Annotated in this window: 21 protein-coding genes and 1 riboswitch; of the genes, 8 read left to right on the top strand and 13 right to left on the bottom strand. The window is 59.4% G+C overall.

Annotated features, from left to right (window positions below; all coding sequences use genetic code 11):
• Nucleotides 1-3: 3 nt before the first annotated feature.
• Nucleotides 4-1,203 (bottom strand): S-methyl-5-thioribose kinase, encoded by a 1,200-nt coding sequence (mtnK, locus tag GRH90_RS12825; RefSeq protein ID WP_162366343.1) that lies wholly within the window; start codon nucleotides 1,201-1,203, stop codon nucleotides 4-6.
• Nucleotides 1,204-1,328: 125 nt separating this feature from the next.
• Here mtnK and mtnA point away from each other — a divergent pair, with 125 nt between their 5' ends.
• The gene (gene mtnA / locus GRH90_RS12820) at nucleotides 1,329-2,363 is read left to right on the top strand and encodes an S-methyl-5-thioribose-1-phosphate isomerase (RefSeq protein ID WP_162366342.1); all 1,035 of its coding nucleotides are present in this window, start codon (nucleotides 1,329-1,331) and stop codon (nucleotides 2,361-2,363) included.
• A gap of 124 nt (nucleotides 2,364-2,487) precedes the next feature.
• Here the strand turns inward: mtnA and GRH90_RS12815 are convergent, their stop codons facing one another.
• From GRH90_RS12815 to nudF, 8 genes are all read right to left on the bottom strand, one after another.
• Nucleotides 2,488-3,033 (bottom strand): 1,2-dihydroxy-3-keto-5-methylthiopentene dioxygenase, encoded by a 546-nt coding sequence (locus GRH90_RS12815; RefSeq protein WP_162366341.1) that lies wholly within the window; start codon nucleotides 3,031-3,033, stop codon nucleotides 2,488-2,490.
• Nucleotides 3,030-3,719 carry an acireductone synthase gene (mtnC, locus tag GRH90_RS12810; RefSeq protein WP_162366340.1) on the bottom strand — a complete coding sequence of 230 codons (690 nt, stop codon included), beginning with the start codon at nucleotides 3,717-3,719 and terminating at the stop codon, nucleotides 3,030-3,032. The genes GRH90_RS12815 and mtnC overlap by 4 nt, the downstream gene beginning before the upstream one ends.
• Nucleotides 3,716-4,330 carry a methylthioribulose 1-phosphate dehydratase gene (locus GRH90_RS12805; RefSeq protein ID WP_162366339.1) on the bottom strand — a complete coding sequence of 205 codons (615 nt, stop codon included), beginning with the start codon at nucleotides 4,328-4,330 and terminating at the stop codon, nucleotides 3,716-3,718. Before GRH90_RS12805 ends, mtnC begins: the two co-directional genes overlap by 4 nt.
• 230 nt (nucleotides 4,331-4,560) lie before the next feature.
• Nucleotides 4,561-6,456 (bottom strand): DNA topoisomerase IV subunit B, encoded by a 1,896-nt coding sequence (gene parE / locus GRH90_RS12800; protein WP_162366338.1) that lies wholly within the window; start codon nucleotides 6,454-6,456, stop codon nucleotides 4,561-4,563.
• Nucleotides 6,457-6,551: 95 nt separating this feature from the next.
• Nucleotides 6,552-7,133, bottom strand: a complete 582-nt coding sequence (gene yqiA, locus GRH90_RS12795) for an esterase YqiA (protein WP_162366337.1) — start codon at nucleotides 7,131-7,133, stop codon at nucleotides 6,552-6,554.
• On the bottom strand, nucleotides 7,133-7,960 hold the full coding sequence (gene cpdA / locus GRH90_RS12790) for a 3',5'-cyclic-AMP phosphodiesterase (protein WP_162366336.1): 828 nt from the start codon (nucleotides 7,958-7,960) through the stop codon (nucleotides 7,133-7,135). Before cpdA ends, yqiA begins: the two co-directional genes overlap by 1 nt.
• A 27-nt stretch (nucleotides 7,961-7,987) precedes the next feature.
• Entirely contained in the window at nucleotides 7,988-8,413 is a 426-nt protein-coding gene (locus tag GRH90_RS12785) for a DUF1249 family protein (RefSeq protein WP_162366335.1), read from the bottom strand.
• Nucleotides 8,413-9,045, bottom strand: coding sequence for an ADP-ribose diphosphatase (gene nudF / locus GRH90_RS12780; protein ID WP_162366334.1), 633 nt, complete (start codon nucleotides 9,043-9,045; stop codon nucleotides 8,413-8,415). Before nudF ends, GRH90_RS12785 begins: the two co-directional genes overlap by 1 nt.
• 223 nt (nucleotides 9,046-9,268) lie before the next feature.
• On the opposite strand from nudF, the gene tolC reads away from it, so the two are divergent.
• The 3 genes from tolC to GRH90_RS12765 all read left to right on the top strand — a co-directional run bounded on the left by tolC (nucleotide 9,269) and on the right by GRH90_RS12765 (nucleotide 12,815).
• Nucleotides 9,269-10,801, top strand: a complete 1,533-nt coding sequence (gene tolC / locus GRH90_RS12775) for an outer membrane channel protein TolC (protein WP_162366333.1) — start codon at nucleotides 9,269-9,271, stop codon at nucleotides 10,799-10,801.
• A 192-nt stretch (nucleotides 10,802-10,993) separates the two neighbouring features.
• Nucleotides 10,994-11,647, top strand: coding sequence for a DUF1190 family protein (locus tag GRH90_RS12770; protein WP_162366332.1), 654 nt, complete (start codon nucleotides 10,994-10,996; stop codon nucleotides 11,645-11,647).
• A 7-nt stretch (nucleotides 11,648-11,654) separates the two neighbouring features.
• On the top strand, nucleotides 11,655-12,815 hold the full coding sequence (locus GRH90_RS12765) for a glutathionylspermidine synthase family protein (RefSeq protein WP_162366331.1): 1,161 nt from the start codon (nucleotides 11,655-11,657) through the stop codon (nucleotides 12,813-12,815).
• 127 nt (nucleotides 12,816-12,942) lie between these two features.
• On the opposite strand, the gene ygiD is transcribed toward GRH90_RS12765, so the two are convergent.
• Nucleotides 12,943-13,728: a 4,5-DOPA-extradiol-dioxygenase gene (ygiD, locus tag GRH90_RS12760; protein ID WP_162366330.1), complete on the bottom strand. Its 786-nt coding sequence runs from the start codon at nucleotides 13,726-13,728 to the stop codon at nucleotides 12,943-12,945.
• A 163-nt stretch (nucleotides 13,729-13,891) separates the two neighbouring features.
• A complete protein-coding gene (gene norR, locus GRH90_RS12755; RefSeq protein ID WP_162366329.1) occupies nucleotides 13,892-15,412 on the bottom strand; it encodes a nitric oxide reductase transcriptional regulator NorR in 1,521 nt (506 codons plus the stop codon).
• Between the two features lie 256 nt (nucleotides 15,413-15,668).
• Here norR and norV point away from each other — a divergent pair, with 256 nt between their 5' ends.
• From norV to tehB, 3 genes are all read left to right on the top strand, one after another.
• Nucleotides 15,669-17,180 (top strand): anaerobic nitric oxide reductase flavorubredoxin, encoded by a 1,512-nt coding sequence (gene norV / locus GRH90_RS12750; protein WP_162366328.1) that lies wholly within the window; start codon nucleotides 15,669-15,671, stop codon nucleotides 17,178-17,180.
• A 10-nt stretch (nucleotides 17,181-17,190) separates the two neighbouring features.
• The gene (norW, locus tag GRH90_RS12745) at nucleotides 17,191-18,324 is read left to right on the top strand and encodes an NADH:flavorubredoxin reductase NorW (protein WP_162366327.1); all 1,134 of its coding nucleotides are present in this window, start codon (nucleotides 17,191-17,193) and stop codon (nucleotides 18,322-18,324) included.
• A gap of 121 nt (nucleotides 18,325-18,445) precedes the next feature.
• Nucleotides 18,446-19,309: an SAM-dependent methyltransferase TehB gene (gene tehB, locus GRH90_RS12740; protein ID WP_162366436.1), complete on the top strand. Its 864-nt coding sequence runs from the start codon at nucleotides 18,446-18,448 to the stop codon at nucleotides 19,307-19,309.
• 207 nt (nucleotides 19,310-19,516) lie between these two features.
• On the opposite strand, the gene ribB is transcribed toward tehB, so the two are convergent.
• Nucleotides 19,517-20,170: a 3,4-dihydroxy-2-butanone-4-phosphate synthase gene (gene ribB / locus GRH90_RS12735; protein WP_162366326.1), complete on the bottom strand. Its 654-nt coding sequence runs from the start codon at nucleotides 20,168-20,170 to the stop codon at nucleotides 19,517-19,519.
• Between the two features lie 109 nt (nucleotides 20,171-20,279).
• Nucleotides 20,280-20,455: riboswitch (FMN riboswitch) on the bottom strand.
• Between the two features lie 130 nt (nucleotides 20,456-20,585).
• On the opposite strand from ribB, the gene ubiK reads away from it, so the two are divergent.
• Nucleotides 20,586-20,975 carry a ubiquinone biosynthesis accessory factor UbiK gene (ubiK, locus tag GRH90_RS12730; protein WP_162366325.1) on the top strand — a complete coding sequence of 130 codons (390 nt, stop codon included), beginning with the start codon at nucleotides 20,586-20,588 and terminating at the stop codon, nucleotides 20,973-20,975.
• Between the two features lie 144 nt (nucleotides 20,976-21,119).
• Here ubiK and hldE read toward each other — a convergent pair whose 3' ends face one another.
• Nucleotides 21,120-22,553, bottom strand: coding sequence for a bifunctional D-glycero-beta-D-manno-heptose-7-phosphate kinase/D-glycero-beta-D-manno-heptose 1-phosphate adenylyltransferase HldE (gene hldE / locus GRH90_RS12725; RefSeq protein WP_162366324.1), 1,434 nt, complete (start codon nucleotides 22,551-22,553; stop codon nucleotides 21,120-21,122).
• Between the last annotated feature and the right edge of the window lie 91 nt (nucleotides 22,554-22,644).

The raw sequence follows: 22,644 nt of genomic DNA, 5'->3' as shown, positions 1-22,644 counted from the left end.
TCTTCAGCCGTTCTGCCTGATACGGGCCACCAGCGCATCGGCATCGGAAATATGTGCAGCGGCAAAAATCAACATTTTACCCAGGTTCAGCGCATGGCGCTGGCATTCATGGCGCATCGACTCATCGGTTATGCTATCCAGATCGGCCACATGGGCAAAACCGATGGTGCGGCGAATCAGCTCGGTGCCGCAATAGCCCAGCGCATCAATCCACACCTCGCGCAGGAACCGCCGCACGTAATCCGGTTCGGCCAGCATGATGTCCCGGCTTTTCTCCGCCGCCAACGCCTGGAATCCCCCGGCAAACGCCAGCCACAGCTCGCGCACGTCCTGAAGGCGTTGCTCGCGGGCGGCGGCGGCTTCGCGCAGGGCCAGCAGCCCCGGCAGGCCGCAGTAATTGAGCAGCAGGTTGCCCATGGCGGTGCCGATATCAAAACCCACCGGGCCGTAATAACCGAATTCGGCGTCGATGACTTTTAACCGACCTTGCGCGACAAAAATCGACCCGCTATGGATATCGCCGTGCAGCAGCGCCTGCGCCTGGCTGAGGAACCGGTGTTTTAAAGCGGCGACCGCCGCTTTCAGCGCCCGGTCGGCCTGTATCGCCGCCACATCGGCGGCAAGCGACGGATCGCTGGCGTTACGCTCATGCTCGATATAGGGATCGGTAAAAACCAGATCTTCGGTGATCTGGCACATTTCCGGATTGGTAAAACGGCTGACTTCCGCTTTTTTGCGCTGGGGAGGCTGGTAAAAATCGGAGGTGTGGAACAGCGTCTGCGCCAGGTATTCGCCCAGCTGGCGGGCCGCCTGGGGATAAAAGGCGCCTTTGAGCAGCTCCCGGCGCCAGATAAGATGATCGGAGAGATCTTCTTGAATCATCACCGCCAGCCCGGCGTCGTGGTGCAGGATCTTCACCGTATGCCGGGGGCAAAATTCCCCGTGGACCAGCAGGATCTCCGCCTCGATCCTGGCGCGATCGGGCGTCAGCGGCCATGACTCACCGACGCAGCGCACATAAGGCAGCGCCTGCTTGACGATCGCGCGGCTGATGCCCTGGCCGTCCAGGATCTTGAACACCAGGTTAAGATTGCCGTCACCGACCTCTTCGGCCGCCACCAGGGCGTCCGGCTGCGCCAATCCGGCGTGTTGACGGGCATAATCCACGGCCTCGGCGGCGGTAAGGGTACGGTAAACGGACATGGGGAACCTCATAAATCATTAGTTAAGCCGTAAAGGCGTAAAAGCATATGGACGTCTATACATCTTGCCGCCATGTTGGCAGAATAGATAATAAGATGCAATAACCCAAAAGGACTTAACAACCGATGCAAAATCTTGACACCACCAGCCTGCGCGTGCGCGACAGCCGCTTATGGATACTGGATCAGCAGGCGCTGCCGCAGCGGCAGGATTGGTGCGCCACCGATACCGTGGCGGAGCTGGTCGATCATATCCACGCGCTCAGGGTGCGCGGCGCGCCGCTGATCGGCCTGTCCGCCAGCCTGCTGCTGGCGCTGCTGGCGGAAAACGGCATGGAACGCCGGGCGTTGCTGCAATCACTGGCACTGCTGCGCGCGGCCCGGCCTACGGCGGTTAACCTGATGAATAATCTGGCGCGCATGGCCCAGGCGCTGGATCGGGACGATTATCCCGCCGCCATGGCAGTGGAGGCGCTGCGGCTGGTGGAGGAGGATCGGGCGCTGTGCGGGGCCATTGCCGGCCATGGCGTTGCCCTGGTCGGCGCCGGCAGCCGTCTGCTGACCCATTGCAATACCGGCGGACTGGCCACCGCCGGCATCGGCACCGCCCTGGGCGTGATAAGAGTGGCCGCAGCGCAGGGCAAGGTGCGGCGGGTGTGGGTGGACGAAACCCGCCCGTTGCTGCAGGGCGGACGCCTGACCGCCTGGGAACTGGGTGAGCTGGCCATACCCTATACGCTGATATGCGACGCCATGGCCGCCGGCCTGATGGCGCGGGGCGAGGTGGACGCCGTGTGGGTCGGCGCGGACCGCATTGCCGCCAACGGCGACGTGGCCAATAAAATCGGCACCTACAGCCTGGCGGTGCTGGCGCATTTCCACGGCATTCCTTTTTATGTCGCCGCCCCCCATACCTCCCACGATCCCGCCTGCCCCGACGGCGCCGCCATTCCCATCGAGCAGCGCGAGGCCGGGGAAGTGACCGGCGTAGCCGGCAGCTTTGGCAGTTGCCAATGGGCGCCGGAGAACGCGGACGTCGATAATCCGGCGTTTGACGTCACCCCCGCCGCGCTTATCAGCGCCTGGGTGCTGGACACCGGTATCGTAACGCCGGCGCAGGCGCAGTCGGGCATATTCCGCAAGCCGCTCACGCAGGGTTAAACAAGGGGCGGCTCTCCCGTTCCCCGGCTTCTCGCAGCCTTGCGCTTTGCGATTATCCGGGACGTGATGGCAGCCGATGGCCGGGGGTCATCCGCGGCCGGATACCGGGCGTCGGCACGGCCGTTTAACTGTCCAGGCGCGGATAGCTGTCGGCGATGGCATCGCCGGTAAACTTCGCGATCCATCCTTTCGGGTTGTCGAACACCCGTATGGCGGTGAAATGCGGCGCGCTACCCATATCAAACCAATGGGGCGTGCCGGCGGGCACCGAGATAAGATCGTTCTTCTCGCACAGGATTTGCCAGATTTTTCCCTGCAAATGCAGACAAAACAAGCCGGCGCCCTCGACAAAAAAACGCACCTCATCTTCGCCGTGGGTATGTTCCGACAGGAATTTGGCCCGCAGTTCCCCACGATTGGGATGATCGGCGCGCATGCTGATAACATCCCAACTCTGGTAGCCCTTCTCCGCCACCAGCCGATCGATGGCCGGCCGGTAGGCGGCAATCACCTCCGCCGGGGCCGGATCCCGTCCCAGTTCCCGATCGGCCTGCCAGCGCTCAAAGCGCACGCCGATATCGTTAAGCTGCCGGCGGATGGCCTCGGCGTCACGGCTTTGCCATAACGGCCGGCCGGCGTCGGTATCGGTAAAAATGGTTAACGCACTCATTGGGCAATCTCCTGTAAGTCGATCTGGTCAAAACGGTTGACCTGGGGATAGCGCCGCTGCGGGTCCGGCTCGTCGCGCACCAGTTGGCATACCCGCCAGCCCGCCAGGCTTGCGGCGTCCAGCTCCTGGACGATATCGGACAAGAACAGCAGTTCGCCGGGCGGCAGCCGCAGCTCGCGGGCGATGGCGCGATAGGATGCCGCCTCGCGTTTGGCGCCGACGCGGGTATCGAAATATCCGCTGAACAGCGGGCGCACATCCCCGGCTTCGCTGTAGCCGAACAGCAGCTGCTGCGCCTCCACCGAACCGGAGGAGTAAACATACAGCCGCAGCCCCTGCCGCTGCCAATCGGCCAATTGGGGCGCCACGTCGGGATAAAGGTGGCCGAGGAAATCGCCCTGCTGATAGCCGTCGCGCCAAATCATGCCCTGGATGGTTTTCAGGGCGGTGGACTTGCGGTCTTCATCCATAAAACCAAACAGCGTGGCGATAAGCGTCTCGGTATCGGCATCGGGCTGTTTGATTTCGCGGCGCAATGTCGTCAGCGCCGGCGCCAGCCTGCGTTCGCCGTCATGCCGGCGCAGATAGCCCGCCAGCCGTTCACGGGCATAGGGGAACAGCACCTGATGGACAAAACGGATATCGCTGGTGGTGCCTTCTATGTCGGTAACGATGGCCCTGATCATCTGGCCTCCAGCAGCCGGCGCTGCAGTTCGCACTGAAACAGGAACTCCAGGCCTTCCAGATGGCGCCGCGCCTCGAGGACATCACGCCCCCAGCAGTAGAGGCCGTGGCCGCGCACCAGGAAGCCGTGGCGCAACGGAGCGATCTCGTGACGGGCCGCCACCCGGGTCGCCAGCGCCGGGATATCCTGATCGTTGTCGAAAATCGGCACGGTCACCTGGTCCAGATGGCTGGCCACCCCGCCCAGGGATTTTTGCATCTCGTAGCCCGAGAGCAGCAGCGATGCGCCGGGTTCGACTCGCGACAACACGGTGGCATTGACCGAATGGGTGTGCAAAATAGCCCCGACCGCCGGCAAACAACGGTAAATCAAGGTATGCAGGCCAGTCTCGGCCGAGGGCGTGCGGGGGTCCAGCACCCGGTTGGTGGTGATATCCACCGGCAGGAAATCCCTCTCGCGCAGGGCGCCTTTGTCTTTCCCTGATTCGCTTACCAGGCATTGCCCCGCGCCCGCGCGCACCGACATATTGCCGCCGGTCGCCGGGCACCATCCCTTGGCGCCGATCCAATGGCATGCGTCCACTAATGCGGCTAACTGCTGATTCTCCGCCATACCTGTCCGTTCTCCTGAAGCGGGCGACCTTGGCCAAAACGTTTTTTTAGCCGTTTAAACATCTAAATGTCTTGATAGCCAAATAGTAACATCGGGTTAATGCGGCGGCAACACCACGATAGCAAAGCGGGAGAATGAACACGGGACAAAAGGCGAAGGAAAGGAAGATAGGATTAAAAGGGGGAACTTATTGGCAACGCGCGGGCCGCCCGGCTCGCGCGCGGCGCTTATCACACCTCGATCTCGGCCTCGTCGCCTTTTTCCTGCAGCCAGTTGCGTCGATCCTCGGAGCGTTTTTTCGCCAGCAGCATATCCATCATCGACAGCGTCTGCTGCATATCCTCGTCGTTGATGGTCAGCTGTACCAGCCGGCGGGTGTTGGGATCAAGCGTGGTCTCGCGCAGCTGCAGCGGGTTCATTTCCCCCAGCCCTTTAAAGCGCTGCACGTTCGGCGTGCCTTTTTTGCGTTTCAATTGCTCCAGCACGCCGGCCTTTTCACCTTCGTCCAGGGCATAAAATACCTCTTTGCCCAGGTCGATGCGGTAGAGCGGCGGCATGGCGACATACACATGCCCCTCTTTCACCACCGCGCGAAAATGCCGTACAAACAGCGCGCATAGCAGGGTGGCGATATGCAGGCCGTCCGAGTCGGCATCCGCCAGGATACAAATCTTGCCGTAGCGCAGCTGGCTTAAATCGTCGCTATCGGGGTCGATGCCAATCGCCACCGAAATATCATGGACTTCCTGCGAGGCCAGCACTTCATCCGAGGAGACTTCCCACGTGTTGAGGATCTTGCCCTTCAGCGGCATGATCGCCTGGTATTCCCGATCGCGCGCCTGCTTGGCCGAGCCGCCGGCGGAATCCCCTTCCACCAGGAACAGTTCGGTGCGCGCCAGATCCTGCGCGGTGCAGTCCGCCAGCTTACCGGGCAACGCCGGGCCGCTGGTTAATTTTTTGCGCACCACTTTTTTCGAGGCGCGCAAGCGCCGCTGGGCGCTGGCCACCGCCAGTTCCGCCAGCTGCTCGGCAATCTGGGTATTCTGGTTCAGCCACAGGCTGAAGGCGTCTTTCACCACGCCGGAGACGAACGCGGCGCACTGGCGGGAGGACAAACGCTCCTTGGTCTGGCCGGCGAACTGCGGATCCTGCATTTTCACCGACAGCACATAGGCGCAGCGCTCCCAGATATCTTCCGCCGACAGCTTAACGCCGCGCGGCATGATATTGCGGTATTCGCAAAACTCGCGCATCGCGTCCAGCAATCCCTGGCGCAGCCCGTTGACGTGGGTGCCGCCCTGGGGGGTGGGAATCAGGTTAACGTAGCTTTCGGTCAGCAGCTCGCCGCCTTCCGGCAGCCAGAGCAGCGCCCAGTCCACGGTTTCGGTATCGCTGGCGAAGGCGCCGACAAACGGCACCTCGGGCAGGGTAATCAAACCATTGATCGCCTGGTTAAGATAATCCGTCAGGCCGGAGGCGTAGCACCAGCGATGCTCGGTATTATTCACCTGATCGGTAAAGACAATTTCAACGCCGGGACAGAGCACCGCCTTCGCCTTGAGCAAATGGGCCAGCCGGGAGGCTGAAAAGCGCGGGCTGTCAAAAAACTGCGGATCGGGCCAGAAATGCACGCTGGTGCCGGTATTGCGTTTGCCACAGGTGCCGATCACCGACAGATCCTCGACCTTATCGCCGTTCTCGAACGCGATGGCGTAAATATTGCCGTCACGGCGCACCGTCACGTCCACCCGGGTAGACAGGGCGTTAACCACCGAAATGCCGACGCCGTGCAGGCCGCCGGAGAACTGGTAGCTCTTGTTGGAAAATTTTCCGCCCGCATGCAGGCGGCACATGATCAGTTCGACCGCCGGCACGCCTTCTTCGGTATGGATGTCCACCGGCATGCCGCGTCCATCGTCGGTCACTTCCAGGGATTGATCGGCATATAACACCACATCGATGCGCCGGGCATGTCCCGCCAGCGCTTCGTCGACGCTATTGTCGATGACCTCCTGCCCCAGGTGGTTGGGACGGGTGGTGTCCGTATACATACCGGGACGGCGACGTACCGGTTCCAGTCCGCTTAGTACTTCTATCGCATCGGCGTTATAGCTTGATTGAGTCATGGCTTAAAGTATATTTCGTGACAAATTGTTGGAGAGCCTACCGCAAAGGGCACCCGCTCGGGAAGCGTTATTCGCGTGGCTCAAACGGCGGCGATTCAGACTTTATTCAGTCCCAGGAAGTCAATAATGGGAGAGAAAAAATGGTCGAACCCGACAAAAGCATGGTTCCCGCCCGACTCCAGGGTCTGGCGACAGTGAGTGTAATACTCCTGCGCCTGCCGGTAATCGAGGATCTCGTCGCCCGTTTGCTGCAGCAACCAGATAAGGTCCGGTGATTCCAGCTTGTCGACCTGCATCAGCTTCAGGTCGTAGACATGGCGAGACTCTAGCACATAATGTTGGCCGGTGTAGGGATTCTCATTCTTGCCCAAAAACTCCGCCAGCAGCTCGAACGGACGCACCGCGGGATTGACCACCACGGCGGGCACCATAAAGGATTGGGACAGCCAGGTGGCATAATAGCCGCCCAGCGAAGACCCGACGATGCCCAACGGCTCGCCGGCGCGCCCCATGACCAGCGACTCGATCAATTCGGCCGCGTCGGCGGGATACACCGGCAGTTGCGGGACGAGCATTTCGATGGCCGGATGATGCTGCGCGAGCCACGCCTTGAAGGAGGTAGCCTTGGCTGAAGCGGGGGAGCTGTTGAAACCGTGAAGATAGAGCAGGACCGCCATTAATAGCCTTCCGAATCCGTGTCCGGCAGGTACTCGTCGCCGGCTAACCGATGTACTTCGGTCGACAGCGTGCCGTCAGGGTGCAAATCAAGATAACGCCAGCCAGGGCCGACGGAGTCGATGGTAAAATTAGTGCAGTGCGGCTTGAACTGCACGCAGGTGGAAGGCGAAGCCAGCACGCGCCGGCCCTGCCAGTCGACATCCAGCTCCTGGTGTATATGGCCGCACAGCAGGGTGGTCACCCTGGGGAACCTGGCCAGCACCGCCGCCAGCATATGCGCGTTGCGCAGGCTGTGCTGATCGAGCCAGATACAGCCGGACGCGAACGGATGGTGATGGAGCAGCAGCAGCGTATAGCGCTCGGGCTGCATCGCCAGGGTCTTTTCCAGCCATTCCAGCTGATAGTCGCTCAGTTCGCCGTGCGGTACGCCGAACACCTGGCTGTCAAGCAGCACCAGTTGCCATTGGTCGCCGAGCAGGATGTGTTTTGACGGCGATATGCCGCACTCTTCCAACACCTTGACCATCGCCGGCTGATAATCATGATTGCCTGGTAACCAGACGCAGGGAGCGGGCAAACGCGTGATCCCCCTGGCGAAATGCCGATAGGCCTCAAGCGAATGGTCCTGGGCCAAATCACCTGTCGCAACCACCAGATCATAGTGGTGCCGTTCAGCTTCAACCGCGTCCAATACCGCGCAATAGCTACGGTAGGTATTTACCCCGAGCAGCGCCTCATCCTCACCGGCAAATAAATGAGTGTCCGTGATCTGTAAAATCCTGATAATGGCCCCATTCGCCACAGGAAGTGTCAACAGGCTTTCCAAAGGGTATCCTTGGTTATTGAAATCTGCCTAACAAACAGGAACCGCCATCGCGCCATACGCTAAGCAATAGCGTAGCCAATCCGCAAGGAACTGGTTGATTTGATGTTTTTCGTCACGTTGGTGTAACTTTTTATTAGGGTAATCATACCGTGCCTTGAAACGATAGATCTGCTGACTGGAACACACTTCCGCAACCATGGCGTCCCGGTACAGGCGCACGCTCATGGACGGCAGGCTCCAGAAGCTGGCCAGCGGCTCGGTCTGCAGTATCTGCACCAGGGTGGTGTAGCGGGTCGCCTCCAGGATGGTCAGGCGATAGCTGGCGCCGTTGACCTGATAGGTAATGGTATCCCCCACCTCGTTGGTGCGCGGCAACAGCCGGCGCAGCTGGGCGAAATTGGTTTCGCACAGGCGCATCATTTCTGGGAAATCAGGGGTGTAGCGCTTGATCATTAATCGGCCCACTCTTTTCGTAAGGATTCATGGTGTAATGCCAGCCATTGCAGGGCAATGACGGAGGCCGCGTTATCGATAATACCCTCCTCAACCCAGCGGTAAGCCTGCTCCCGGCTGACCACGTGAAGACGGATATCTTCGTTTTCTTCCACCAATCCGTGGATGCCTTCAGCCAGCAGCGCGTCCACCTCGCCGGCCATAATCGTCAAACGTTCGCTGGTGCCGCCCGGGCTTGCCAGATAGCTTAGCATGGGTTTGCAACGGCCGATGTCCAGCCCCGCTTCTTCCAGCGATTCTCGCCGCGCCACTTCTTCGTGCGTTTCCCCAGGCTCGATCATACCGGCTACCAGCTCCAACAGCCAGGGGCTCGGACTGCTATCATAAGAGGCAATGCGAATTTGTTCCAACAATACAACTTCATCACGCACCGGGTCATAGGGTAGCAAGACCACGGCATGTCCGCGCTCTAAAATTTCCCGCGTCACCACCCCGCTCATCCCGCCGTTGAACAGACGATGGCGGAACCGGTACAAATCCAAGGAAAAAAATCCGCTATAAAGCGTTTCACGTGCAATAATTTCTACGTCTTTTTTACCAAATGTTACCGGGGTGGGTGTCGGTAAAGCCATGAAAATGATTCCTTATGGGTTAATTTGTCAGTAACGGCGACGCCAGGCAAATCACTTTTCTCGATAATCAGGTAGATTGTGATAAATTTTGTCCCACAGATCTTAGATGGCACATTAAGCCACCACCTACGTCTGGCGGACTCTGCTAGAATCGGGCACTATTTAACGGTTTATTTATCGCCAGCGCTACCATAGCAATTTTGCTGTATCAAAAGGAATGCAAATGAAGAAACTGCTCCCCCTTCTTATCGGACTCAGCCTGGGCGGCTTCAGTGCGTTAAGTCAGGCAGAAAATCTGCTACAGGTGTATCAGCAGGCGCGATTGTCCAACCCGGACCTTCGCCAATCCGCGGCCGATCGCGATGCCGCGTTTGAAAAAATCAACGAATCGCGCAGCCCTCTTTTGCCCCAGCTCGGCCTCGGGGCGGATTATACCTATAGCCAAGGCTTCCGCGATCGTAAAGATGTCAATTCCGGCGTCGCCAGCGGATCGCTGCAGCTTACCCAGACTATTTTTGATATGTCGTTATGGCGCGCGCTGACCATCCAGGAAAAAACCGCCGGCGTCCAGGACGTCACTTACCAGACCGCGCAGCAGACGTTGATCCTGAATACCGCCACCGCCTATTTTAACGTATTAAGCGCCATTGACGCACTGTCTTATACCGAGGCGCAAAAACAGTCGATTTACCGCGAGCTGGATCAGACCACCCAGCGCTTTAACGTCGGCCTGGTGGCCATTACCGATGTGCAGAACGCCCGCGCGCAGTATGATCTGGTGCTGGCCAATGAGGTCACCGCCCGCAATACGCTGGACAACGCGCTGGAAAGCCTGCGCCAGATCAGCGGCAATTTTTACCCACAGTTGGCCTCGCTTAACGTGGAGCGGTTTAAAGCGGAACGCACGCAGCCCATCGCCGGCCTGCTCAAGCAGGCGGAAACGCGCAACCTGAACCTGTTAAGCGCCCGCCTGGCGCAGGATCTGGCGCGGGAGCAGATTCGTCTCGCCGAAACCGGCCACTACCCGACATTGAGCCTGACCGCGCAATCCTCGGTAACCAATACTGATTACAGCGGCTCCAGAACCAACAATGTCTCGACTTTTGATAACAGTAAAATCGGGCAGAATTCCATTGGCCTGAGCCTGAATGTACCGATTTATTCCGGCGGTTCGGTTACCTCGCAGGTGAAACAGGCGCAGTACAGCTTTGTCAGCGCCAGCGAACAGTTGGAAAGCGCCCACCGCAGCGTGGTGCAAACGGTGCGTTCTTCCTTTAATAATATTGCCGCCTCCGTTAGCACCATCGACGCCTATCAGCAGGCGGTGATATCGGCGCAGAGTTCCCTGGACGCGTCCGAGGCCGGTTATGAAGTGGGCACGCGCACCATCGTCGACGTGCTGGACGCCACCACCACGCTGTATGACGCCAAACGGGAATTATCCGATGCGCGCTATACCTACGTGATAAATCAGCTGACCCTGAAATCGGCGCTCGGCACCCTGAATGAAAGCGATATCCAGGCGCTTAACGCCTCCCTCGGCCAGCAGATTCCCACCAGCCCCGAGCAGGTGGCGCCGGAAAATCCATCTCAGGTAGCCAAGGCCGAAGGCGTCAGCCCAAGCCAGACCGCGGCGACGCCGCGCGCCAATCAAAGCGCGCAGGAACAGTCCGCCCGGCCGCAGGCCTCGGCGGCCGCCGCCACGGCGCCGGTAAACTCCGGCAGCACCACCGGCCGCAACCCCTTCAGGCAATAAGTGATTACCAGGCGGGTGAAACGCCCGCCTGGATCTTCAGGCAGCCCGCCGATCCGCCGCGATCCCAAACTTATGTATAACTATGTAAATATGTTTCCGCAATAGTGGCCGATGCTTCTTATTTAGACGTTTTTACCCTATTCTTAGGGGGTATCTCCGGGAATGTTAAATCGTTAATAAAGCAGGAAAATAATGAAACGGACAAAAGACATTAACCACGCCGGTTTTCGCAAGCAATGGCGTGCTTACCGAATGGCGCCGGTCGCGCTGGCGGTCGGCGCGGTGTTTATGCTGGCCGGCTGTGAAAAAAGCGACGAGAACGTGTCGTTGTATCAAAACAGCGACGACTGTACGCGCGCCAATCCGTCCATGAGCGAACAGTGCACCACCGCGTTTAACAACGCGCAGAAAGAGGCGGCGAAAACCGCGCCTAAATACGCCTCGCGCGAAGATTGCATCGCTGAATTCGGCGAGGGGCAATGTACCCAGGCGCCCACCCAGGCCGGCATGGCCGCCGAGTCCCAGCAAAGCGGCAGCTTCTGGATGCCGCTGATGGCCGGTTATATGATGGGCCGCATGATGGGCGGCGGCGGTTATTCGCAGCAGCCGCTGTTCACGTCGCGCGCGCCCAACAGTCCGGCCAACGGCAAGTTCGTCGACGCCAGCGGCCGCAACTACGGCCCCGCCACCTCCGGGCGCAGCATGAACGTGCCGAAAACCGCCATGACGCCAAATGCGCCGACCACCAATACCGTAACGCGCGGCGGCTTCGGCGAGACGGTGGCGAAACAAAACACCGCCATGCAGCGCAGCAGCACCGCGCCACGTCGCAGCATGGGCGGTTAAGCACAGCATGAAGCGAGTCACCCTGAATGAACGCCCCGACTGGCGTGAAAAAGCCGCCGAATATGGTTTTGAGTTCCACACCATGTACGGCGAGCCCTACTGGTGCGAGGATGCTTATTATCAGTTTACGCTGGCGCAGATAGAAACGCTGGAGGATGTCACCGCCGAGCTGCACCGGATGTGCCTGAAGGTAGTGGAAAAAGTGGTGGACAGCGACGCGCTGATGACCAAATTCCACATCCCCAGGCATACCTGGCAGTTTGTGCGCAACTCTTGGCATACCGGCCAGCCGTCGCTTTATTCGCGGCTTGATTTAGTCTACGACGGCCAACGGCCGCCCAAGCTGCTCGAAAACAACGCCGATACCCCCACCTCCTTGTATGAAGCCGCTTTTTTCCAGTGGATCTGGCTCGAAGACCAGATCAAGGCCGGCCAGTTGCCGGCGCAGGCCGATCAGTATAATAGCCTGCAGGAAAAGCTGATCGAGCGCTTTCGGGAATTAAAGGAGCGGCACGGCTTCAGCTCGTTGCATTTTGCCTGCTGCCAGGACACCACCGAGGATCGCGGCACGGTGCAATACCTGCAGGATTGCGCGCTGGAAGCGGATTTGCCCAACGATTTCCTGTTTATCGAAGAGATCGGCCTGGGCGAAAAAGGCCAGTTTACCGATACGGAAAACCGGGTCATCGGCAACCTGTTTAAACTCTATCCATGGGAATTTATGCTGCGGGAGATTTTCTCCACCAAGCTTGAGGACGCGGGCGTTCGCTGGCTGGAACCGGCGTGGAAAAGCATTATCTCCAACAAGGCGCTGTTGCCGATGTTATGGGAAATGTTCCCCGGGCATCCGAACCTGCTGCCGGCGTATTTTGCCGGGGATAACCCGCCGCCGATGGATCACTATGTGGTGAAGCCGTTGTTTTCCCGCGAAGGCGCTAATATCCGCATCGTCGAGAACGGCAAGGAAACCGCCCATGTGGACGGGCCTTACGGCGAAGAAGGCACCATAGTGCAAGAGTTCTGCCCGTTGCCGCGCTTTGGCGACAGCTATACGGTCATCGGCAGCTGGCTGGTAAACGATCGGCCCTGCGGCATCAGCATCCGGGAAGATAAAGAAATGATCACCCAGGATCTTTCGCGTTTTTATCCGCATATCATCCTCGGCTGACCGCCCCGACGCCCACGCGGCGGCAACCCTCGTCCGCTGCGTGAGCCTCGCCAGACGTGCATGCGAAAGAGCCTTTCAAGACGTTTCCCCTCGGGCGGTACGTTAAAGGCGGCAGTTTAGGGTATAGCTAACCCACCTGCGCCGACAGCATGCTCAGCGACGCCATTTCGATACCGTCCACCGGTATCGAAACAGGCTCTTCGCCATCCCAGCTTCCCAAAACATACAGCAACGGCAGGTAATGGTCGGGCGTCGGGTTCGACAGCGCCGCGCCGTCATGCCGCATAAAATCCACCAGCGGATGAACGCCCTCGCCGCGCCAGCCAATATTGTCGCGGACAAACTGGTTAAAAGAGGACGCCCAGGGATAAGGCTCGGCTTCGCCCTGCCAGCGCGCCAAACGCAGGTTATGCACTACGTTGCCGCTGGCGACGATCATCACGCCCCGGTCGCGCAGCGCCGCCAGTTTTTTCCCCAGTTGATAGTGATATTCCGGCGGCTGGGTGCCGTCGACGCTTAGCTGCACCATGGGAATATCCGCATCCGGATACATCTTTTTCACCACGCCCCAGGAGCCGTGGTCAAATCCCCATTCGGACTGGTCGGCGGTAACGGCTACCGGCAACAGCAGTTCCTGGATGGTTTTGGCCAGCGCGGGCGAACCCGGCGCCGGATAGCGGACATCAAACAGCGCCTGCGGGAAACCGCCGAAATCATGGATGGTGCGCGGGTTTTCCATCGCCGTCACCGCGGTGCCGCGGGTATACCAGTGGGCGGAAATCGCCAGGATAGCGCGGGGACGCGGCAGCGCCCGCCCCAGCCGTTGCCATGTTTGGGTATATTTATTATCTTCCAGTACGTTCATCGGGCTGCCGTGACCGAGAAACAGTGCGGGCATGCGGGGTTCGCTCATCTTCATTCCTTATTTTTCATCTTGCCGCGCCAGGCGCCTTATGCGTATTAACTTACGCCCTGCGGCCAGCAAATAAACTCGGATAAGCGTGATAATGATATTCAATATATTTGAATGAGTTTTAATGGCTGCCCGGGCGCCAACGTTCCCTGGAATTACAGGCTCACTTGATCCCCAGGCGTTTGGCCAGCCGGTGCAAATTGCCGGGATTGACCGCCAGTCTGCGCGCGCAGGCCGACCAGTTATCTTCACTGTCGGCAAACGTCGCGCGGATTAACCGGCGCTGGTACTCATCGGTGCCGTCGCGCAGGGTGACGGATTCGACGAGGTTTTCCGGCGGCATGGCGCGAAGGGGGGAGGATTGCGGCCCATCCAGGGCAAAGTTCTCCGGTCGTAATACCACCTCGCCATTACCCTGCCCCGCGCGCGCCAGCACCGCGGCGCGGTAGATGGCATGTTCAAGCTCGCGCACATTACCCGGCCAGCTATTGCCCGAGAGCAACGCCAGTGTTGCCGGCGCCAGCACCACACGGCCCAGCCCCAGCCGGATACGGCTGCGCTCGCAAAAGAAACCGGCCAGCAGGGCAATATCCTGCCCGCGTTCGCGCAGCGGCGGCACATGGACCGGGAATACGCTTAGGCGGTGAAACAGATCGGCGCGAAACTGCCCGTCCAGCACCGCCTCCTTCAATACGCGATTGGTGGCGGCCAGGACACGCACATTAACCCGCAGGCTCCGATCGTCGCCGACGCGCTGCAAATCGCCATACTGCAATACCCGCAGTAATTTTGCCTGCAGGGCCAGGGAAAGTTCACCGATTTCATCCAGGAACAGCGTGCCGTTATCCGCCAGCTCGAACTTACCGATGCGATGATGAATGGCGCCGGTAAAGGCGCCTTTGACATGACCGAACAGCTCGCTCTCCGCCACCGACTCCGGCAGGGCCGCGCAGTTGAGGTACACCAGCGGATTGGCCGCCCGGGGGGACTGCTGATGAATAGCGCGCGCCACCAGCTCTTTGCCGACGCCGGTTTCACCGGTGATAAGCACGTTTAAATCCGAAGTGGCCACGATGCCGATCTCTTTTTTCAGCTGCGCCATCGAACCGGACAGGCCGATCATCTCATCGGCGTCATCGGTATGCGTCCGATCGACGGCGCCGACCGGCGCGATCGCCTGCTTTTCCAACCGTTCCACCAATAGCGCGTTGCTGAGCGCAACCGAGAACAGCGCCCCCACCAGCCGCAGCTCCTCATCGCTGAAATGATCGAGCTGGCGCGGGTCCATGTCGTCAATGGTCAGGGCGCCGGCCAGGTTCTGGTTGGTAAACAGCGGCAGGCCGATACAGGCATGTACCTTAAGCTCTTCATGCCCGGGAATCAGGCCGTCATAGGGGTCGGGCAACAGGCTGTCCGCCGGAAAACGCACTACGTCCCCGGCGCGGGCGATGGCTTCCAGCCTGGGATGTTCCGACAACCTGAAACGCCGTCCCAGCACGTCAGGGGACAAGCCGGCGGTTGCCAGCGGCCGGAACAGCTGCTGTTCATAACTAAGCAGCGCGCAGGCGTCGCAGTCCAGCAGCCGGCGCAGGCTGTTTATCAACCGTTGGAATCGATCCTGGCTGGAGATGCCCGATTGCAGCTCAATGGCGATACGGCTGAGGGTCTGCATGGATAGAGCCATAGTGATCAGCGCCTTGGCTAGGTTAAAAACGACAATAATCGTAATCCATTACTCTGGGTTACGCCTCGGGGCGCCCATTGCCGTCACTATCTCATTATGACGATAACCATGTCAAAAAAACAAAGACAGGCTAAGTTATTATGACAATTAATATTATAAAAAACATATAAATCATATAGTTAATTATTGGCATGCGTTGTGCAATCCTTATGTTAACCAATCATTCTCAGCTTTATTTAGCCAACAGGTTTTCATCATGACGGTACATGTCAAAAGCAATATTCATTGGGTAGGACAACGCGATTGGGAAGTGCGTGATTTTCACGGCACCGAATATAAAACCCTTCAGGGCAGCAGCTACAACAGCTACCTGATCCGGGAAGAGAAAACGGTACTGATCGACACGGTGGATTTTAAGTTCAGCCGCGATTTCGTGCAAAACCTGGAGGCGGAAATCGATCTCGGCGCCATTGATTATATCATTATCAACCACGCCGAAGAGGATCATGCGGGGGCCCTTAGCGCACTGATGGCGCGCATCCCGAATACGCCGATTTATTGCACCACCAGCGCCATTGATTCCATTACCGGCCATCATCATCATCCGGAATGGAACTTCCATACGGTCAGGACCGGCGATAGCCTGGATATCGGCAACGGCAAGCAGCTGATCTTTGTCGAAACGCCGATGCTGCACTGGCCCGACAGCATGATGACCTATCTTAGCGGCGATGCCGTATTGTTCAGCAACGATGCCTTCGGCCAGCACTATTGCGATGAACATCTGTTTAACGACGAAGTGGACCAGAATGAGTTATTTGAACAGTGTCAACGCTACTACGCCAATATACTGACGCCGTTCAGCCGGCTGGTCACCGCCAAGATCAATGAGATCCTGGGTTTTAACCTGCCGTTATCGATGATCGCCACCTCCCATGGCGTGGTCTGGCGCGACCACCCGACGCAGATCGTGGCTAAATACCTGCAGTGGGCGGACAGCTACCAGGAAGATCGCATCACCTTGTTTTATGACACCATGTCGAACAATACCCGCATGATGGCCGATGCCATTGCCCAGGGCATTAACGAGGCCGATCCCGGCGTGGCGGTGAAAATCTACAATGTCGCCCGCCACGATAAAAATGAAATCCTGACCCAGGTATTCCGTTCCAAGGGCGTGCTGGCCGGTTCCTCCACCATGAACAATGTCATGATGCCCAAGGTGGCGGCGCTGCTTGAGGAGCTGGCGGGGCTGCGCTTTCGCGATAAAAAAGCCTCGGCGTTCGGCAGCTACGGCTGGAACGGCGGCGCGGTGGATCGGGTGCAGACACGGCTGATGGACGCCGGCTTCGACACGACCTTGGCACTGAAGACCAAATGGCGGCCGGACGGGGCGGCGTTGGAAATCTGCCGCGAGCACGGCCGGGAAATTGCCCGCCAGTGGGCGCTGCATCCCCTGGATACGCCGGTGCCGGCGGCGTCGGGCCAGCATATCGACGCGGGCCTGGCCATGGCGCCTTCCCCGGTAATGGGAAACGGCAGTGTTGCCGTCGCCGCGCCGCATAATGACACCATTGACATTGCGCGGGCCATGCTTGCTGAAGACGCCGTGATGATGCAATGCAGCGTATGCCAATGGGTTTACGACCCGGCCCTGGGCGAGCCGATGCAGGAGGTGGCGCCCGGCACAGGCTGGCCGCAGGTGCCGAACACCTTCTTGTGTCCGGAATGCGGTCTTGGCAAAGACGTCTTCGACGCAATGAAATAACGGAGCGCGTATGAACGAGGATATTGTCATCATCGGCTCCGGTTTTGCCGCCCGCCAGCTGATTAAAAACCTGCGCAAGCTGGATGACGGCGGCGCGATACGGGTGATTGCCGACGACAGCTGCGATGAATACCACAAGCCGGAGCTAAGCCATGTTATCAGCCAGCGGCAAAGCGCGGACGACCTGACCCGGATGACCGCCGGGGAATTTGCCGAACAGTTCCGGCTGGCGCTGCACAGCCATTCACGGGCGCAACGTATCGACGCCGTTGCGCGGCGCGTCTACTGTGACGGCGGTGAATATGCCTATCGTCGCCTGATACTGGCCACCGGCGCGCAGCCCATGATCCCGGCCATTGAGGGCCGTGAACTGATGCTGACGCTTAACAGCCAACAGCAGTACCGCCGGATAGAAGACCCGCTGCGCCAGTCGCAGCGGGTCTTGCTGCTGGGCGCCGGCCTGATAGGCACCGAACTTGCCATGGACCTGGCCCGGGCGGGCAAACAGGTGATCCTGGTGGATCAGGCGGCCAGCATCCTGGCGTCGCTGATGCCGGCCGAAGTCAGCGCCCGCCTGCAGCATTGTCTGGTCCGGCAGGGGGTGGAGCTGATGCTTAATTCCAGGCTGCTCGGCCTTTACCAGACTTCGACAGGCCTGGTGGCCGCGCTACCGCGCGGCCGCCTGCTGGAGGTGGACGCCGTCATTGCCGCCATCGGGCTAAAACCCGATACGGCGCTGGCCGGGACGGCAGGCCTGGATATCAATAAGGGCATCAGGGTCGACGACCGGCTGCGCACCTCGGACCCGTCCATCTATGCGCTGGGCGATTGCGCGGAAATCAACGGCGCGCTGCTGCCTTTCCTGCAACCGATACAGCTTGGCGCGGCGGTATTGGCCAAAAACCTGTTGGGCGGCGACGACCGCCTGGTGCTCCCGCCGATGCTGGTAAAGGTGAAGACACCGGATATGCCGCTCCATCTGGCGGGTCAAACCCAGCGCACGGATTTGCGCTGGCAGATCAATTTTGACGCCCAGGGCATAATGGCGCAGGGTTGGGATGGACAACAGCGGCTGCGCGCCTTTGTGGCGGGCGAAGCGCGGATGAAAGAGGCGTTCCTGCTGTTGCGCCAGTTGGAGCAGTAACAAACGTGTTAGGTTATTATCGCCGGGCCGACGGCTGAAGTACGGCCAATCGTTAACCGCCGCCCGATTAGCGTTATTTTGATCAATTCTTATGACCGTTGCCCAAACGGTGGAGAACGATATGCAGGATTTGATGTGTTATAAAACCATGCCCGAATGGGATAGCCGCACGCTGCCCGAAACCTTCCGGCAGCGGCACAACACCCAGGAAGGGGTATGGGCAAAGCTGACGGTTTTGCAGGGAAGGCTGTCCTTTGCCTTTTTAGGCAAAAATGACGGCGTCCTCGAATCCTGTGAGTTTACGCGTGAAAACCAGCCGCCCCTGGTGGAACCCCAGCGGTGGCACCGCATTGTCGACTGCTCCGGGGATATGCGCTGCCGGCTGGAATTTTATTGCCGGCCTGAAGATTATTATCATATTAAACACGGCATGACCCGCACGCATTCCGAGGTGATTAACGCCGCTCAATACCTGCCCCCGGGCAAGGCCCTGGATCTGGGCTGCGGCGCGGGCCGTAATGCGTTATACCTGAACGGTTTGGGTTTTGATGTCACGGCTTATGATAAGAACCAGCAAAGCATCGACGCGCTGAAGACCATGATCGATATTGAGCACTGCGAGCATATCTCGGCCAGTGTTTATGATATCAACGAGCAGCTGATTGAAGGCCGGTATGATTTTATCCTGTCGACCGTGGTGCTAATGTTTTTACAGGCCGACAAGATAGATCGCGTTATCCGCAATATGCAGCAAAGCACCAACGGCGGCGGACTGAATCTTATTGTCGCCGCCATGTCCACCGGGGATTATCCCTGCCCGCTGCCGTTTCCCTTTACCTTCAGCGCCGGGGAACTGCCACAGTATTATCACGATTGGGAAATCCTGAAATACAACGAGGATGTGGGGGAGCTGCATAAAACCGACGCGCAGGGCAACCGCATCAAACTGCGCTTCGCCACGCTGCTGGCGCGTAAACGGCCCTGACAGGGGCCGGGGGCGAACACCATGGGCACGGGCAGCCTGTAGCCGGACAGGCCGGCTAACGCCAAGGGTATGTCGGACCGCCCTACGCCGCAAAGCAGATGCCGGACACGCGGGCGTTATGCCGGGGGCGTCCTCGGCCTGGCCGCACGCCGTGACCGTGGCTTTCGTCCGGGAAGCGATGCGGCCCGGACGATTAACGGCCGTGGATCAACTGGCCTGCCGGGTCAGCGCGCGGCGATAGTCCACCAGATCGTCGATAGTCACCACCGGCATAGCATATTTCCTGCCGAACGCGATGATTTCCGGAGCATGGGCCATACTGCCGTCCTCATTGGTGACTTCGCACAGCACGCCCATCGGCTTAAGGCCGGCGAGGGTAGCCAGGTCGATACTTGCCTCGGTATGCCCGCCACGGGTCAGCACCCCGCCCGGCTGGGCGCGCAGCGGGAACACATGCCCCGGGCGATTAAGATCGCTGGGTTTGGCGTTATCCTTGATGGCGGCGCGAATGGTGGTCAGGCGGTCGGCGGCGGAGACGCCGGTGGTCACACCTTCGGCGGCTTCGATGGTCACGGTAAACGCGGTCTGGTAATGGCTGGAGTTGCGTTCCACCATCATCGGCAGATCCAGCTGCTGGCGGCGTTCCTCGGTCAGGCACAGGCAGACGATGCCGCTGCCGTGGCGAATGGCCAGGGCCATCTGTTCAACCGTCATGTTTTCGGCGGCAAAAATCATGTCGCCTTCATTTTCACGATCTTCATTGTCCAGCACCAGCACACCGCGCCCATGGCGCAATGCGTTAAGTGCGTTTTCCACGCGTTCTGTCGGTGTTCCGAATTCGGAAAGAAGCGTCTGATTCATGGTAAATGAAACCTCATAAAGTATATGGATTACCAGAACCAGGGCAGACTTAGGAGCAGCCTGAAAAGGCTGAAAAGATAACGAGAATGAGCTGCTGCTCATTGTAGGCCGTTACTCTCTCCCATCCGGACTATAACCGTCGGCCCCGGAATTACACCGGGTCTGCTGACCTCAAATCTTACGGCAATCTGAGCGCTCGCGGGCTTCCTGTGCAATAATCACTAATGGCAATCATCACACGGGTTTACCGCCGGTGGGGAGTTTCGCCCCGCCCTGAGAATAAGCGGAATTACTATAACGCCATTGGATTATCGGAGCAAATAGCAAACGCATAATTTCCAGCATGTTCTTTTAGTTTCTTCTCTGCTGATCTGGCATTACACTTGACCAAAACTAACGCGTTAGGGAACTACAGATGATAGACACCAAAAAAATCGAACAGCTTGCTCGTCAGATCCATGAGTCCCTGCCAAAAGGCATCCGCGATCTGGGTGATGACGTGGATAAAAAGATCCGCCAGGTGTTGCAAAGCCAGTTCAGCCGGATGGATTTGATCAGCCGCGAGGAGTTTGACGTACAGACCCAGGTGCTGCTGCGCACGCGGGAAAAGCTGAATCAGCTGGAGCTGCGGATTAACGCGTTGGAAACGATGCCGAATGGCGGCGCTGCTACAGGCGCGATGGGCACGCCTGCCTCCGCTGCGGTTACCGCCCCGGTCGCCACACCGCTAACCGACGAATCGCCGGCGGATAAGCAGGCTAAAGCAACCACCAACGGTGTTAAAGACGCCGGCAAAGACCTCTAGACGGCGGCGGGGCGGCGGGGTGGATACAGCAGTTGGGCTGGCATTTATTTCCCGGTATTTGCTGCCCGGTATTTGCTGCCCGGTATTTACTGCCCGGTATTTGCTGCTTAGTGCCGCCGTCGCCGGGCCGTGGCGCGGTTCGCGCTATCCGCGTTTACCGCTTCTAATGGCTTTAATGATATTGGTGGTTGAACAGCCGTCTTCAAAGTTCAGCACCCTGACGTCGCCGCCGTTGGCCCAGACCTCCTTGCTGCCGGCGATTTGTGCGGGCAGGTAATCGCCCCCTTTCACCAGCACGTCGGGCAAAATACCGGCGATCAGCCGCTGCGGGGTATCCTCTTCAAACGCCACCACCCAGTCCACCGCTTCCAGCGCGCCGAGGACGATCATGCGCTGCGCCAGCGGGTTGACGGGACGGGACTCGCCCTTCAGGCGCCGGGTCGAGTCGTCGCTGTTTACCGCCACGATCAGCCGGTCGCCGAGGCGCCGGGCGTTGGCCAGGTAGGAGACATGACCGGCATGCAGGATATCGAAGATGCCGTTGGTCATCACCACCTTTTCGCCGCGCGTCCGCGCCTGCGCCACCGCCTGCTCCAGCTCGGCCTCGGTCATGACGCCGAAACCCGCGTCGCTGCGTCCGTGAATGGCGTTTTCCAGCTCAATGGGGCTGACGGTGGAGGTGCCAAGCTTGCCGACCACCACGCCGGCGGCGGCATTGGCCAGGAAACAGCACTCTTCCAGCGGATTGCCCGCAGCCAGCGCCGCAGCCAGCACGCCAATCACCGTATCGCCGGCGCCGGTGACGTCATACACTTCCTGCGCCTGCGTCGGCAGGTTAAGCGGCGGCTTGCCGGGCTGCAGCAGCGTCATGCCCTGCTCGGAACGGGTAATCAGCAATGCCGACAATCCGTAATCGGCAATCATCCTCATGCCGCGGCTCACCAGGTCGGCTTCGTCGCTGCTGCGGCCGGCCACCGCCTCGAACTCGGACAAGTTTGGCGTCAGCATCGTCGCACCGCGATAACGGGCGAAATCGGTGCCCTTGGGGTCGACCAGCACCGGCACCCCGGCGGCGCGCGCCAGCTGGATCATATCCTGCACGCGGGCCAGCGCCCCTTTGGCGTAATCCGACAATACCAGCGCGCCGGTATTGGGCAACGCCGTCCGGATGCGTTCAAGCAGCGGCCCGGCGTCCACGCCGTCAAAGCCCTGCTCGAAATCCAGGCGCAGCAGCTGCTGGTTGCGCGACAGCACCCGCAGTTTGGTAATGGTGGGATGGGTGGGCACCGCGACAAAATCACAGGTCACGCTGACCTCGCCTAGGCGCTCGCCGAGGGCGCGGGCGGCATCGTCAACGCCGGTCAGTCCGACCAGACGCGAACCCGCGCCCAGCGCGGCGATATTCATGGCCACGTTGGCGGCACCGCCGGGGCGCTCCTCGATAGTATCGACCTTGACCACCGGCACCGGCGCCTCCGGCGAGATACGGCTGGTCGGGCCGGACCAGTAACGGTCAAGCATAACATCACCCACCACCAGCACGCCCGCCCGGCGAAAATCAGGCAACGTCACTTTCATACTCTTGCTCCAGATTTAACTATTTTAGACTCAACTATTTATTGCGCGGGATTTTAGCATAGGCTTTGCCTATGCTGCAGGAATACTCTCG

The organism is Acerihabitans arboris, assembly GCF_010131535.1.
Classification (GTDB): domain Bacteria; phylum Pseudomonadota; class Gammaproteobacteria; order Enterobacterales; family Enterobacteriaceae; genus Acerihabitans; species Acerihabitans arboris.
The sequence above is the reverse complement of the archived record's forward strand: the minus strand, read 5'-3'. Positions and strand labels throughout refer to the sequence as shown.